This window comes from Bradyrhizobium erythrophlei (genome assembly GCF_900142985.1).
Taxonomy (GTDB): domain Bacteria; phylum Pseudomonadota; class Alphaproteobacteria; order Rhizobiales; family Xanthobacteraceae; genus Bradyrhizobium; species Bradyrhizobium erythrophlei_B.
Genome location: NZ_LT670849.1, coordinates 4924338 through 4938376, shown reverse-complemented (window position 1 = coordinate 4938376; position 14039 = coordinate 4924338). Strand labels below are relative to the sequence as shown.

Below are 14039 nucleotides of genomic sequence, written 5' to 3'. Positions count from 1 at the left end.
CCATCACGAACTATCTATCCTTCCATGGCAGCGATTATCCGCCCAAGGGGCCGACCGGTTCAAACCAATCAAGACCCGCCTCGAAAGTCCCCAAAGGCATAGCAGAAGGAAGAACACCATGGCCCAATCAGTTGTTCTCATCACCGGCGCCCTGACCGGCATCGGCCGCGCCACGGCGCTGGCCTTTGCCAAGCAAGGCGCGCGCCTCGTCGTCTCCGGCCGCAAGCAGGAGGCTGGACGCGCGCTCGAGCAAGAGCTTCGCGCGCTCGGCGCGGAGGCCGAGTTTGTGCAGGCCGACGTTCGTCACGAAAGCGACGTGCAAAAGCTGGTCGACAAGGCCGTCGCGCGGTTCGGCCGTCTCGATATCGCCGTCAACAATGCCGGCACCGAAGGCGTACGCGGTCCGATCACCGCGCAGGATGCGGAAAGCTATGCCGCGACCTTCGACACCAACGTGCTTGGCGTACTGCTCAGCATGAAGCACGAGTTGCGGGTCATGCAGGTGCAGGGCTCGGGCAGCATCGTCAACATCTCCTCGACCATGGGCCATCGCGGCGCGGCGAACGCCTCGCTCTATACCGCCAGCAAGCACGCGGTCGAGGGACTGACGAAGTCGGCGGCGCTGGAAGCGGCCGCCTCAGGCATCCGCGTCAACGCGATCGCGCCGGGGCCGGTGGAAACGGCCATGCTCGATCGCTTCACCGGCGGCGCCGACAAGACGGCCGGCATGAAGGCGGCCGTGCCGATGAACCGGCTCGGCCGGCCGGAGGAGATCGCGGACGCCATTCAGTTCGTCACTTCGGAGAAGGCCGCGTTCATCACCGGACAGATCATCGACGTCAACGGCGGCAAGACGGCGTCGTGAGAGAGACGGCGTAACAAAAGCGTCACGCGATGCCGGAGTCAGGCGAGCTACAAAAACGAAAAACCCCAGCACAAAATGCCGGGGCTCGCCAACCACCCGCGTACATCCGGCGAGCGATCACTTGCGTTGGACCATAGCTGCGGATTCTGAAGAAATGATGACGCGAATTTAGGCGGCGGCGCTGCCGGTCCCGACAGGGTTCGCTGGTACAGGGTTTGCGGGCGCTAAGCTCGCCGGTTTGGAGTTCGCAGCTATGGGTGTTTCGGCCCTCACGACCAGCCGCGCGTCGGCCAGGTGTTCCCAGCGTTCGGCCTGCGCCAGCCATTTCCAGCTATCCTGCGGATGAAAGCTTACCTGCTGGCGGCAGAGCAGCGCGATCGCGCGGCACTGCTGTGCGTTTTCCATGATGTCCTCCCGATGGTACGAATCAATCCTCGCGAAACTTGGCGTTCGCTTAGCGGATGATCTTTACGGGATAATTACTGCCACCATTTTGTCGGATCAAGGGCAAGCAGCACCACCGCTCCAAGTTCCATCATTCAATATCGAACTTGAGGGAACCCGACCCCGCCTCCCCGCATTCGTTCAGCAGCGAGGTGCGACCATGAAACAGGTTTTCGAACAGTTCCTGAAATTCCTGCACGACGGTATCGCGGCGATCTTCCGTTTCGTCGAACTGATCTGGACCTGGTCGGTCGACCAGATCTCCAGACTGGCGAGCGCGCCATGGCAGCAATGGCCGCTGTGGAAGGAAATCCTGCTCGTGCTGGTGCTCGCCGCCGTGGTCTGGGCGCTGTATCGGGTCGGCCGCGAACTGTTTTTCGCCGCCGCTGCGATCCTGGCCGCGTTCGCCGAACTGCTCGGCGTTCTCGTGCGCACGCTGCCGCATGTCATGCTCGCCGGCGTGATTGCGCTCGGCGGCATCTGGCTCATCAATCACCTCGACAATTCGCTGGTGCACATGCCGACCTGGCTCCAGGCCAGCGATCAGACGGCTCCGCTTGAGCGTCGCGAGGCCAGTCCGGCTGCGGCGCAGCCGACACCTTCGCCGCAGGAACAGAAGCAGGAGCAGAAGTAAGCGCGACCGAAGCAAGCGCGGAAATCGCGGGCGCGCGCACCGCGAGAGCACGCGCCATGTGAAATTGAGAATTGCAAAAGCCGGCACGGCGCGATGAGCCTTGCCGTGCTACCGGATGACTTAGACGACTCGCCTTTCATCCGGGAGCTATCAGATGATAAAGCCAATCGCAGTGGCCGCCGCAACCTTCGCCGCATCACTTCTGGCCGGCCACGCCGCAGCCAGACCCGCGGAATCAGCCATGGAATCGAACTCCACGACGACGACCTATCACCGCGCCACCGTCGACGGCCTCACGATCTTCTACCGCGAGGCCGGCCCCAGGGATGCGGCGACCATCGTGCTGCTGCACGGCTTTCCGTCGTCATCGCGCAGTTTCGACACGCTGATCCCGCTGCTCGCCACGCGTTATCATCTCATTGCGCCAGATTTTCCGGGCTTCGGCCACAGCGATGTGCCGCCGCCGTCCAAATACACCTACACCTTCGATCATCTGGCGGAGACGACCGATCACTTCCTGACCCAACTTGGCATCGAGAAGTGCGCCTTCTTCCTTCACGACTATGGCGGGCCGATCGGCTTCCGCGTCATGATGGCGCAACCGAAGCGCGTTGCAGCCCTGATCGTCTCCAATGCCAACGCCTATCAGGAAGGGCTGGGCGCGAAGTGGGCGGAGAGAGCGAAATACTGGGAAGACCGCGCGGCGCATCCGGAAGTTATCGAAGGCTTTGCTTCGTTCGCCACCACCGAACAGCGCCACACGCTCGGCACCTCGCATCCGGAGCGATACAATCCCGACACGTGGACCGATGAATTCGCCTTTCTGTCGCGGCCCGGCCAGCGCGAGATCCAGGCCGACCTTTTCTACGATTATCGCACCAACGTCGCCGCCTATCCGGCCTGGCAGGCCTGGCTGCGCGAACATAAGCCGCCGACGCTCGTGGTGTGGGGCAAGAACGATCCGTCGTTCATCGCCGCCGGCGGCGACGCCTACAAGCGCGACGTGCCGGAGGCCGAAATCCACCAGCTCGACGCCGGGCACTTCGCGCTCGACGAGAAGAACGACGAGATCGCCGCGCTGATCTTGCAGTTTTTGTCACATCGCGGCTTCTGACCGGCCGGCGTGTCATATGTTTCACCGGCCGGCGTGACGCCGGCCGGCGATAGTAAGTCCTCTTACCGCTCCGCCTTGGCCAATTGATAGGCGCCGAGTTCGAAGGTGCGATAGGTGGCGAGCGCCTTGGTGTCGGCGAACGGCAGATACTGCATCATGATCGTGCCGGCTAGCCCTCGCGCCGGATCGATCCAGAAGTAGGTGTTGTTGATGCCGCCCCAGCTCAACGATCCAGGCGAGCGCATGCCGGGCAATTGGTCCACCGTGATCAGGAAACCGAGCCCCCATTTGTCGCGGCCGTCGGCGATGAAGGAGAAGTCGGCGCTGCGCGGCAACGCGGTCTTGAGCGCCGGCACCGTCACCGCGCCGATTTGATTTTGCTCCATCATCGCGATGGTCTCGGCTTTCAGAATCCGCGCGCCGTCGAGTTCGCCGCCGTTGAGGACCATGCGCATGAAGCGGCCGTAATCGTCGGCGGTCGACGCCAGTCCGCCGCCGCCGATCGGGTTGGCGATCGTGAGGCCTACGAGCGGCGGGATCTGCAACACGACGGGTCCGTCCATCTTGGCGCCGTCGCGCTGCTGCTGGGCCACGAGGCGCGGCCCCTTGGCTTCCGGCACGTTATAGGAGGTGTCGTTCATCTTCAGCGGCACGAAGATGTGGTCGTGGAAGTAATCCTCCAGCTTCTGGCCGGAAACCACTTCGACCAGCCGGCCGACGACGTCGGTCGAGGTCGAGTAGTGCCAGCGCTCGCCGGGATCGAACAGCATCGGACCACCGAACGCGTAAGTCTCGCCGGCCTTGGGCTTGAAGTCGCGGTAGAGCGCGCTGGTGAAGGGATAGGCCAGTCCCGAGGTGTGGGTCAGGAAATTCCGTACCGTTGCCGGCTTCGAGGCCGGGCGCAGTTGGTAGTCGCCGGTCTTGGCGTCAAACGACGTCACGACCATCGGATTTTTCAGCTCCGGCAAATATTTTTCGCCGGGATCGTCGAGGGAAATCTTGCCCTGCTCGACGAGCTGCATCAGCGCGACCGAGGTAATGGGCTTGGTCATCGAAGCGATGCGAAACAGCGCGTCCGTCTTCAGCGCACGGCCGCTCGAAACGTCGGCGACACCGAAGGCGCCCTCATAGATCACGCCTTTCTTGTCGGTCACCAGCGCCACCACGCCCGGAATATCCTTGCGTTCGACCGCGCTTTTCAGGCTTGCATCGAGGGCGGTTGATGCTGGCGAGGTTTGCGCAGCTACAGTGCCGGTCAATGCGGCCATCGTTACTCCTATCGTCGAGATAATTACGGCAGTCCTGTTCATGGAAGCCTCCCCTGCTCGCGCCCGGTTTTTGCCAGCCGGCGCTGTTCTTGCGTGAGGCGGCGACCATAGCATTCAAGATGACCGGCGTCCGCCACTTCGCGGGGGTAGCTCGGCATACCTCAATTGCAGGTTGATGCCGGCCGCGCGTTGCCTTACGACTTGTCGCCAGACCTTATGCGCTGCTCAAACGTCTGGCGGGGGCATCATGTCGAAGAACATCGTGATTTGCTGCGATGGCACCGGCAACGAGATCAACACCACGATCTCGAATGTGCTCAAGCTGTTCCGCCTCGTCCAAAAGGATGAGGGCCAGCGGGTTTATTATCACCCGGGCGTCGGCACCGTCGGCCTGGAAAGCACCTGGGGACAGTTCAAGCAGGAGGCCTGGGCCATCCGCGGTCTTGCGACCGGCGCAGGGCTCGATGAAGACACGCTCGCCGCCTATCGTTTCCTGTGCGAGACGTACGAAAAGGGCGACAGGATCTGGCTGTTCGGCTTTTCCCGCGGCGCCTACACCGTGCGCGTGCTTGCCGCCTTCATTCAGGTGATGGGGCTGTTGCCGCCGGACCAGATCGATCTCGCGGCTTACGCCTTCACCTCCTACAAGAATGCCAGCGCCAAAAGTCAGGGCGCAGGCGACAACAAGGATTTTCTCGACGAGGCCTGGCACTTCAGCCGCATCGCCGGCGGCTATCATGTGGGAATCGAGTTCATGGGCGTGTGGGACACGGTCGCTTCCGTGATCGTGCCGCGGCCCGACAAATTCTGGTTCGACCTGCAAACGCTGGTCTATACGCGCACCAACCCGAGCGTGAAGACATTCCGCCAGGCCGTCGCCATCGACGAGCGGCGGCGAATGTTCCGCCTCAACCGCTGGACCCAGCCGCAGAAATACCGGCCGAATATTTTCGACGGCTCGACGGCGATCGAGCAGGACATCCGCCAGGTCTGGTTCGCCGGCGTGCATTGCGACGTCGGCGGCGGTTATCCGGAAACCGAAAGCGCGCCTTCGAAGTTTCCGCTGCTATGGATGATCGACCAGGCCGTGGCGTGCGGCCTGCGCGTCGATCGCGACATGGTCAATCATCTCTGCTGGGGTTTTCCGAAGCCGGGCAGCCCGCACGTCTATGTCCCGCCGAGCGCGACCGCAGCCCTGCACGATTCCCTCACCGGGCTGTGGTGGATTCTCGAATGGCTGCCGAAGCGGGAAAAATGGCGAGAGTGGAAAGAGCGGCGGTGTTTTCTGGGCTGGTACCTGCCGCGCGGCGAACCGCGGCCAATTCCCGAAGGCGCCCTCATCCATCAATCGGTGATCGACCGGATGGCGGGCGTTCCGTCCTACCGGCCGGTCAACATGCCCTTGACGTATACGGCCGAGCCCAATCCGGTAGCGCCGGTGACGTGAGGGGCAGCGTAAATACTGTGGCACGCTCCCCTCATCCTGAGGAGCGGCGTGCGCCGCGTCTCGAAGGATGAGGCCGGCGCTTTTTTGTTTGCACCGTTCGCCACGGCCTCGCCATGGCTCGGCCTGCCCGGGTGCGCCTAGTTCAACGGCAACCAGACGATTTCGGTCGGCTTGTTGCAGGTGTTGCAGTGCGCTGGCTGGGCGAAGGTCGAGGCGAGCTCCCACTCCTGCTTCTCATTGCTCCACTGCACGGTCGCCTGCGAGGTGATGTCGTCGGAACGGCAATGGCCGCACACCGGCGTGGTTCGCGTCGACAGCACGTGGCGCCGCGTATCCTGCGCACGCTCGTGGTTTTCCTGTTTCGAATGAAACGGATTGAAGAGCAGATGATGCGTCATTTTCGTCAAGAACCTCAGCCGACTTTCCCCGTTTTCGAATTTAGCGCGGCCGGCGCTGATGTCTGCATCGGAATCAATTGCAGCTTCTAATTGCTGTGGACTGTTGTGGGCTGGCAACGTCCGCGCGCGCTTTTGATCCGCCTCGTTCGAAAGTCTAGCCGTGCGAAGGCGGAACGGACGCATCTCTCCCGCATTACTTCATGAATGAGTCGGGTGATTCCCGGCAAGACCGGATTTCCCCGGAGAGATACCATGCAGCGACGCGCGATTCTCAGACTCGAAAGCGAATCAGTTCTCGATCTTTATAACCTGTTGCTGGCTGCGATGCTGTTCGCCTCGCCCTGGTTCTTTGCGCATGCGAGCCGTACCGCCGGCCTCGACCTGTGGCTGAGTTCCGCGGCAATCATCGTCGTCTCGATCGCGGCGATGATCGCCTATTCGACCTGGGAAGAGTGGATCAACCTGGCGCTCGGCCTGTGGCTCGTGGTCTCGCCCTATCTGCTAGGCTTTGCCCATACGCCGGCGATGCACTTCGCCATTGGAATAGGCTCCGCGATCGTGTTTTTCGCCGGCCTCGAATTGTGGCTGCGCCATGAGGCCGCCCAAACCAACCGGATCTCTGGCGACGAGATCTCGGGCGGGGAGATATCAAGTCCGCCGGGACATTGAGGCGGGAAGCCAAAGAACCGGGAGTCAAACCAAGGGTCAAAAAGACCGACACAATCACCTTCCCGCACAATCACCTTCCCGCCCCGCCCGATCACCCACGAAAAACCCCGCCGGAACCGAAGTTCCCGGCGGGGTTTTGCCAGATGTCGCAGCCCCCCTGAGAAAGGGGAAGCAGATTACTTCAGCGAATTATTGACGCTGGTGAAGACGCCGTTCAGGTTCGAGCCGAGGCCGTTGACCGCCGCAATGATGGCGAGCGCAATACCGGCCGCGATCAGACCGTACTCGATCGCGGTTGCCCCCGCCTGATCCGCCAAAAACCTCTTGAGAAGATTCCGCAAAGCCTGCCTCCTGTGAGCACATGAACGCCCACCAGCGTTCCCTCACACCGATGGGCTCGACCGTAAATTTACGGGCGGCGCTCTAAGGTTGTGTAAAGAAGTGCACACAGCATTTTAGCGAAAAGTGTGTTCCATCCGAACATTCACGCAGTAAACGCGCGATTTTCGCTAAAAATGACGGGAATGGCTGGAGATCGGCACGCCGACAGGCGGCCGCGCCGCCTGTTTCAACCCATTATGTCAGGATCGAAGTCTGGACACTTCGCGCGTCAGTTGTGCCGGCGTCTAGTGGAAAACGCCCGCACCCGATACCTGTGAGGCGATCAAGAAGGCCGCAGCCACGGCCGGCACACTGATAAGTCTCAGGAATTGATCTACGGAAAGCATGTTCGACGTCCCCCAAGGATCATGTCGACACCGCCAGACGCGCCCACACCCAGGCTAAGTGTCAGAAACGCACCGTCACAGACTGCTCCGGGCCCGTCAGAAGCCGATCGGAGACAACTGCCCCCGAAATCGTCAGCAGCGCCAGAATGGTTATTACCGTGATGGTTTGCATTTGGTTAACGTCACGCCCGAATGTGGCCGAAAACGTCAGAGTTTTGTCCCTTTTCGGGACATTGCCGGGAAATGATCGTGGCCGAGCGAGGGTGGAGTGTGGCGGGCTTTCCGCCCCAGCGAAGGTGCGCCCCCTCTCCCCTTGTGGGAGAGGGTTGGGGAGAGGGGTTACGGCGCGTCTGCTAAATACCCCTCGCCCGGCTGCTTCGCAGCCGACCTCTCCTACAAGGGGAGAGGTGGATTTTGATCAATGCCCGCGGGCGGCGAATATCTGGGAGATGCCGATCACGATCTCAAAGCCGATCAGGAGCACGACGATGATCTCGAGCCGCAGCGAGCGGCGCGTGTCGATGATGTCGGCGAGCGTGTCGGCGGTCTCGGCGACCACCGCGAGCTTGCGATTGAGCGTCTCGACCCGCCCGATCAACTCGTATTCGTCTTCCAGCCGCGCATAGAGCCGCTCGAGATCGGGCCTGTCCCACAGGGCGTCGGGCTTGTCGGTGATTGCCACCCGGCCCGAGACGTTGTGCTGCACGAGCAGCGCCTCGCCGATCATCTTGAGGATGCCGCGCCGGTTGCGGTGAAATTTGCCTGAGGTCGCAAGTTCGCGCACAAAGGGCTCGATGCGCTCGAACACTTTTGCGACTTCGCGCTCGTCATGGGCGAGCACGACGCTCTTGGCGAGTACGTCGGAGACGACCAATAGCCGCGCCATCGACATGTCGCGCACGTGGATCGGCCCGCCGGAGCCGACCTGGTCCTCGTTTTCGTCCAATAGCTCAACCGCGGCGGCCTCTTCTTCCGGCGGCGTCAACCTGCCCCCGATCCGCGGCAACAGCCGGTCGAGAAAGGCCGCCTCCTCCTCCATCGTCATGTTGAGGAAGACCACCGCGCCATAGCGAAATAACACCGCAATCCCGTCATGGCCGGCCCGCAGCGCCAGCGGCACCGCCGACAGCGCTTCCTTCTCGAAGCTTGCGGTGTTGATGCGGTCGCCGACGTTGAGCGCATGTACGGTGATGCGCTTGACTTGCGGATCGGCGCGAAAGGCGGAATTCTTCATGCGAGGCGAGCCTTGAAGCGGACAAGACAAGCCTAGCAGGCCGGGCGCGCGCCGCTAGTGAGGCGAGCCCAAGATTACGGTTGCGCTTTAATGATGCGGGGTGATCCGCAGCTCGACCAGCGCCATCCGCACCAGCGACGCGACGTCGTGCTCGCCGCGGCCGGCATTGGCGAGGATCGATAGAGCGAGCTGATGAACCATCGTGGCGGAGACGGGCTCGGGCAGGCTCTCGATGCAGACCGCCAGCGCCGCCGACATGATCTCGATCTCTTCGGGCGAATATGCGACCGACTGAGCTCCGATTTCCTTTGCCGCCAGCAACATCGTCAATGGCCTCCTGCCGCGCGGGCGATCAAACCCCTGACGCAAATAAATCCCGGGAAAGCACGGTAGTTCCTCCGCAATCACGTCATCCATGCTGACGCTTTTTTGGTTACGGAGTAACGTAGCAAACGCTGCTTGCGATGGCCCTCGCGCGCGAGCGCGACCCGCGACTGTGTTGCCTCTACAACAGCGACGCGGTGTCACAGAAACCCTGTAATTTTCGACTCCATTCGTTCATCAACGAGCGATATGATGCTCGGCATCCGGGGCTGGAAGAATTTCATCCTAATCCCATATTTCTACCCGGAAGGCCGCTGACGTTTAGTCAGCGGCCTTTTGATTTAGAACTCGCGAAACCGTAAGTTTGCCCAGGCGATCGAGGCATTCCTGAAAGCGCCGGGAGAAGTAATCCTTCCAGCGCTGGCCGCGCAGGCCGCGCCGCAGGCCGATCTGCTCCATCGTCAATCCAAGCAGCAGCACTTCATGCACCAGCATGATGCCGTCGGCGCCTAGTTCATGCTCGATGCGATTGAGCCGCAGCACCGCGCGGCGCTGCCGCTCGGTAATCGGTTCGCGCGCGCGACCGCCGTCGACATATTCGCGCGTCGGGTCGACCGCGCGCGGGCCCCGCTCGGCCTTTTCCCAATCGTCCTGAAACGCCCGGCCGCCGCGATACTGCGCCTCGTCGATCTGATGATGGTTGTGCAGCCGCGCCAGCGGATCGTTGCGGATCGAACGAAGTGCTATGATCTTCTCGCCCGGTTCGAGCGCCAGGGGATCGTCGATCTCCACAGTGGCGACTTCCGCATTCAGCGGCAGGTCGCGCGCCTTTCGATCATGCGCGTGGGTCGTTTTACGAAGTCTTGAGCGCCTGGCGCGGGGCATGGCCGAACTCCTTTTCTTGGAAGACGAACGATCAGATGGTCTCTTTTAGGATTTGTGCGCCATCAGTGCCGCGAGTTCGGCGCTGATGGGTATAGCCGCCTTGCCCGGCTTCGCTGGCGGCGCGACGGCGCTTCTTTCGCCCGTCGCTTCAGAAGAAAGAATCTTGTGTGAGTGTGAGTGTGAGTGTGAGTGTGAGTGTGAGTGGTCGACGTTTGCTGAAGCCCGGCTTGAGCAAACCGAAGCAATTGCTCGCGGCAACGACCTTTCTTCCCTGACATTTTCGAGCTTCATGCGGGACAGCGCCGAACCAAGCCCTCCCTTTTTTCCCGCGATCGCGCGCTTCTCGGAGACGCGCATCATGCGTTCGAGCTCCATGTCGATGCGCTTGTGCTTCCACCCGTCGTGGAAAAAATTCTGCAAGACCGGGCGATAGTCGCACCAGGTCCGCAACGGCAACTTCGTGATCTTCGACAACTGGACGTCATCATCGGGCAGTTCGCCCTTGCGCCAGTAATGCATCATCAAGAGCAGATACGCGCCATGCTGCGCCGTCGTCAGATGACCGGTGTCGCCGAGATAGTCGCCGACATAGAGCGGCATCCACGGTCGCTTCATCCGCGGTGGCCGTCCGCCAATGCTGATTGGGCCGCGAGCAAGCGCGTCAGTTCGGCGGCGCGCAGCGAGCCGTCCGTCTCGTGACGCAGCAATGCCACGAGATGCGCGATGCGAAGCCGCGGCGGCAGCCGCTTCATCCGCGCAAGCCGGGAATCAGCCTCGCCGCTCATGCTGCCTCCACGAGCCGCAGCGCGGTCTTGGCGCGCGCGGCCGGCTCGGTGTCAGCCTCCGGCAGGTTCGTCAGATGAAAATGCGACAGGCAATAGCTCGAGCCTTCGTGGCGCGGATGGCCGCAAAAGGTGAAGGGCTCGCCCTCGACGTCGCCGCCATAGGGATAACGGCAATCGTTCGCCTCCAGATCGACCAGCAAAAGATGCCGCGGCGTGATCGCCACGCACCGAAGCTGGAGCGCTTCGGCGCGCTCGACGGTGGAGGGTTTCGGCCGGACATGCCCGACCTTGCGGGCGCGGGATTGGCAAATCCGCCGCGCATCCGGCCGCTTCGGCGAGCCCATGACGCTGTCCGAGGGCGGCCGCAGCGGCACCGACAGCCCCAGGCGGCGGGCGCGGCCGATCGCGGCATTGCGGGTATAGGCGGTTCCGAATTGCTGGTTGAGAGCGCGGGCGATTTCCGAAAACGACAGGCCCTTGTCGAGATACGCACGCAGCGCGACCGAGTGCGCCTCCTCCCACGTTGATTGCATTCCACATTCCCTGAAGTTTCACGTTGTGCTCCCTTTATTTCGGATATTCCGAAATAAGTCAAGCTTGATTTCGGATAATCGGAAATATAGGATCTGACCATTGACGGTGCGGAGAATCGCGATGCTGGACGTCAGGATGATCGAGCGGGGACTGGCGAAGCCCGGCAAGACCAAGGGCGGGCTCGCGGCGGCGATGGGCGTGCGGCCGGGCGCGGTGTCGGAGATCCTGGCCGAAGCGCGGCTGATCAAGGCCAGCGAGCTTCAGCCGATCATCGACTATCTCGAACTCAATGCGGTGCCGATCATGGGCCGCGTCGGCGCCGGCGCATCGATCACGCCGGAACACGAGCAGATGCCGCCCGAAGGCCTCGGCGAAGTGCAACTGCCGTTCCCGATCGCGGAAGAAACCGTCGCCTTCGAGGTGGTCGGCGATTCCATGCTGCCGAAATACGAAAGCGGCGATATTATCGTGGTCTACCGCGAACAGCGCCATCCGCTGTCGAGCTTCTATGGCGAGGAGGCTGTCGTGCGCCTGAAGTCCGGCGAGCGCTACCTGAAGACGATCGAGCGCGGCAAGAGCGCGCATGTCGTCAACCTCACGAGCTTCAACGCCAAGCCGATCGCGGGCGTGAAGCTGGAATGGATCGGCGAAATCTGCGTGACCCTGCCGCGCGGCCAGATCGATCGCCTGCGGGCGCGGGCCGCGGCGCGCTCACGGAAAAAGCTCGCCGGTCATGCCGGCAAGCCGGCCGCGAAGTAACGACGTCATTCCGGGGCGCATCGAAGATGCGAACTATGGTGCGCAATTGCGCACCTGAGAATCCATCGCTCCACCTGAACGCGACGATAAATGGATTCCGGGTTCGATGCTTCGCATCGCCCCGGAATGACTAACTTCTGATTATCAGAAATTTTCCTTGCCAAATTTCTGATTTTCAGAAATAATGGAACCAACTCGTCAACTGATTCCATCAGGTGACGTCGCGAAGGATATCCGCCCCGCATGCAGTATTTCGTCGTCATGATCGATTACGGCCGCCGCGGCCGAGAGGCCATCGTCGATCCCGAAATCACCCGCCGCGAGGTGGTCTCGCGCATCGCCTCCGGCGAATACGCCAATATCAGCTTCATTCACGAGGTCGCGGATTTCAGCGTGGAGGATGTCACCGAGGATATCCTGGCCGAGGCCGCGGTCCCAGAGATCGCCAGCTCAAGCGCCGATCTTCAGGCGTCGGCCTTCGATCACATCAGGGATTTGCGGAAGCATGAGCCGGCGTAGGGCACGCCGGCCCGCGACATTTGACGGATAACGCTCTCAGGTCGCCCCGACCACTGAGCCTTCCTTCAACACAGGCGCATGCTCGGCCTCGTCAATCGTGGCGTTGCGCGGCAGGAGCTGCACCAAGAGCGCGCCGAGCACCATCGCGACCGCCATCAGGTAAAGACCGAAGTCGGTGCGGCCCGTCGCTTCCTTGGCGAGGCCGACGACATAGGGCGCGACGTAGCCGCCGAGATTGCCGATGGTCGCCATCAGCGCGAGCCCGCCAGCGTTCGCCGCGCCGGTGAGCAGCGCACTCGGCAATACCCAGAGCACGGTGATCGAGGCCAGCGCACCGCCCAAAGCCAGTGAGAGGCTGGCGAGCGCCAGCGCCGGCGTTGCCGTCAGCGACGCGCCGCCGACCAGTCCCAGCGCGCCGACCGCAGCCGAGAGGATGATGTGCCACTTGCGCTCGCGCATGCGATCGGACGAGCGGCCGACCACGATCATGGCGACGCAGGCAACCGCAAAGGGAATCGAGGTGACGAGGCCATTGATGAACACGTCGTGCACGCCGAGGTCTTTCACGATCTGCGGCATCCAGAACGAGATGCCGTAGATGCCGCCGAGCAGCGTGAAGTTGGTGATCGCGAGCAGCCAGACTTTCCCGCTCAACAGCGCATCGACCAGGCGATGGCCGTGGCCCATGGCGCGATGGGTGGCGTCCTCGGCTTCCAGCGCCGGCATGATGACGTTGCGCTCGGAAGCCGTCAGCCACTTCGCGTCTTTCGGACCGTTACTGAGATAGAAGAAGGTGACGATGCCGCCGATCACCGCCGGCGCGCCTTCCAGCAGGAACAGCCATTGCCAGCCGGCAAAGCCGGAAACACCCGCCATCTGCTTCATGATGAAGCCGCTCAAGGGCGCGCCGATCAGCCCGGCGATGGGAATGCCGACAAAGAACAGCGCGCAGACCTGCGAGCGCAGTTTTCCGGGAAACCAGTAGGTGAGATACAGCACGATGCCGGGATAGAAGCCGGCTTCGGCAATGCCGAGCAGAAAGCGAAGGCTGAGGAACTGCGCCGGCGTGGTGACGAACATGAAGCAGACCGAGATGATGCCCCACACCACGAGAATGCGCGAAATCCAGATCCGCGCGCCGAAGCGCTGCAGCAGAAGATTGCTCGGAATTTCGCAAGCGGCATAGCCGATGAAGAAGATGCCGGCGCCAAGGCCGAACACGGCGTCCGACAGGCCGATGTCGGCGCTCATCTGCAATTTCGCGAAGCCGACATTCACGCGGTCGAGAAACGAGATGATGTAGAGAATGAGCAGGAACGGAATGAGCTTCCAGGCGGCGCGATTATACGCCGCCGCCTCATTGTCAGAAGCAAATGAAACACGCGTGAAAAACTGAGCCATCGGGCCCTCCCTGGGCGTCCCAATTGATAAA

17 protein-coding genes and 1 pseudogene are annotated in these 14039 nt (G+C 62.1%); 7 read left to right on the top strand and 11 right to left on the bottom strand.

Annotated elements, in window-relative coordinates; translation table 11 throughout:
- Positions 1-118 precede the first annotated feature (118 nt).
- Complete coding sequence (locus BUA38_RS23480; protein ID WP_072821606.1) at positions 119-865, top strand: SDR family NAD(P)-dependent oxidoreductase; 747 nt, start codon at positions 119-121, stop codon at positions 863-865.
- 168 nt (positions 866-1033) lie between these two features.
- Here BUA38_RS23480 and BUA38_RS23475 read toward each other — a convergent pair whose 3' ends face one another.
- Positions 1034-1270 carry a hypothetical protein gene (locus BUA38_RS23475; protein WP_072821605.1) on the bottom strand — a complete coding sequence of 79 codons (237 nt, stop codon included), beginning with the start codon at positions 1268-1270 and terminating at the stop codon, positions 1034-1036.
- A gap of 199 nt (positions 1271-1469) precedes the next feature.
- Here BUA38_RS23475 and BUA38_RS23470 point away from each other — a divergent pair, with 199 nt between their 5' ends.
- Positions 1470-1943 carry a hypothetical protein gene (locus BUA38_RS23470; protein WP_072821603.1) on the top strand — a complete coding sequence of 158 codons (474 nt, stop codon included), beginning with the start codon at positions 1470-1472 and terminating at the stop codon, positions 1941-1943.
- 154 nt (positions 1944-2097) lie between these two features.
- On the top strand, positions 2098-3057 hold the full coding sequence (locus BUA38_RS23465; protein ID WP_072821602.1) for an alpha/beta fold hydrolase: 960 nt from the start codon (positions 2098-2100) through the stop codon (positions 3055-3057).
- A 62-nt stretch (positions 3058-3119) separates the two neighbouring features.
- Here the strand turns inward: BUA38_RS23465 and BUA38_RS23460 are convergent, their stop codons facing one another.
- Entirely contained in the window at positions 3120-4325 is a 1206-nt protein-coding gene (locus tag BUA38_RS23460) for a serine hydrolase domain-containing protein (RefSeq protein ID WP_072821600.1), read from the bottom strand.
- Positions 4326-4572: 247 nt separating this feature from the next.
- On the opposite strand from BUA38_RS23460, the gene BUA38_RS23455 reads away from it, so the two are divergent.
- Positions 4573-5772, top strand: coding sequence for a DUF2235 domain-containing protein (locus BUA38_RS23455; RefSeq protein WP_072821598.1), 1200 nt, complete (start codon positions 4573-4575; stop codon positions 5770-5772).
- Between the two features lie 137 nt (positions 5773-5909).
- Here BUA38_RS23455 and BUA38_RS37005 read toward each other — a convergent pair whose 3' ends face one another.
- Positions 5910-6179, bottom strand: coding sequence for a hypothetical protein (locus BUA38_RS37005; RefSeq protein WP_156898673.1), 270 nt, complete (start codon positions 6177-6179; stop codon positions 5910-5912).
- A gap of 243 nt (positions 6180-6422) precedes the next feature.
- Between BUA38_RS37005 and BUA38_RS23445 the strand changes: the two genes are divergently transcribed.
- Positions 6423-6839: an SPW repeat protein gene (locus tag BUA38_RS23445; protein WP_072821595.1), complete on the top strand. Its 417-nt coding sequence runs from the start codon at positions 6423-6425 to the stop codon at positions 6837-6839.
- 176 nt (positions 6840-7015) lie between these two features.
- On the opposite strand, the gene BUA38_RS23440 is transcribed toward BUA38_RS23445, so the two are convergent.
- The 7 genes and pseudogenes from BUA38_RS23440 to BUA38_RS23415 all read right to left on the bottom strand — a co-directional run bounded on the left by BUA38_RS23440 (position 7016) and on the right by BUA38_RS23415 (position 11328).
- On the bottom strand, positions 7016-7180 hold the full coding sequence (locus BUA38_RS23440) for a Flp family type IVb pilin (protein ID WP_072821594.1): 165 nt from the start codon (positions 7178-7180) through the stop codon (positions 7016-7018).
- Between the two features lie 805 nt (positions 7181-7985).
- Positions 7986-8801: an RMD1 family protein gene (locus BUA38_RS23435; RefSeq protein ID WP_072821592.1), complete on the bottom strand. Its 816-nt coding sequence runs from the start codon at positions 8799-8801 to the stop codon at positions 7986-7988.
- Positions 8802-8888: 87 nt separating this feature from the next.
- Positions 8889-9125, bottom strand: coding sequence for a hypothetical protein (locus BUA38_RS23430; protein ID WP_072821591.1), 237 nt, complete (start codon positions 9123-9125; stop codon positions 8889-8891).
- Between the two features lie 325 nt (positions 9126-9450).
- Positions 9451-10010, bottom strand: a pseudogene (locus BUA38_RS23425) (hypothetical protein).
- A gap of 45 nt (positions 10011-10055) precedes the next feature.
- Positions 10056-10625: a YdaU family protein gene (locus BUA38_RS23420; protein WP_072821588.1), complete on the bottom strand. Its 570-nt coding sequence runs from the start codon at positions 10623-10625 to the stop codon at positions 10056-10058.
- A complete protein-coding gene (locus BUA38_RS37000; protein ID WP_156898672.1) occupies positions 10622-10795 on the bottom strand; it encodes a hypothetical protein in 174 nt (57 codons plus the stop codon). Before BUA38_RS37000 ends, BUA38_RS23420 begins: the two co-directional genes overlap by 4 nt.
- Complete coding sequence (locus BUA38_RS23415) at positions 10792-11328, bottom strand: GcrA family cell cycle regulator (RefSeq protein WP_072821587.1); 537 nt, start codon at positions 11326-11328, stop codon at positions 10792-10794. Before BUA38_RS23415 ends, BUA38_RS37000 begins: the two co-directional genes overlap by 4 nt.
- A gap of 121 nt (positions 11329-11449) precedes the next feature.
- Between BUA38_RS23415 and BUA38_RS23410 the strand changes: the two genes are divergently transcribed.
- Together BUA38_RS23410 and BUA38_RS23405 are read left to right on the top strand one after the other, a co-directional pair.
- Complete coding sequence (locus BUA38_RS23410; RefSeq protein ID WP_072821585.1) at positions 11450-12088, top strand: S24 family peptidase; 639 nt, start codon at positions 11450-11452, stop codon at positions 12086-12088.
- A gap of 243 nt (positions 12089-12331) precedes the next feature.
- Positions 12332-12607 (top strand): hypothetical protein, encoded by a 276-nt coding sequence (locus BUA38_RS23405; protein WP_072821584.1) that lies wholly within the window; start codon positions 12332-12334, stop codon positions 12605-12607.
- A gap of 36 nt (positions 12608-12643) precedes the next feature.
- Here BUA38_RS23405 and BUA38_RS23400 read toward each other — a convergent pair whose 3' ends face one another.
- Positions 12644-14008 carry an MFS transporter gene (locus BUA38_RS23400; RefSeq protein WP_072821582.1) on the bottom strand — a complete coding sequence of 455 codons (1365 nt, stop codon included), beginning with the start codon at positions 14006-14008 and terminating at the stop codon, positions 12644-12646.
- Positions 14009-14039 lie beyond the last annotated feature (31 nt).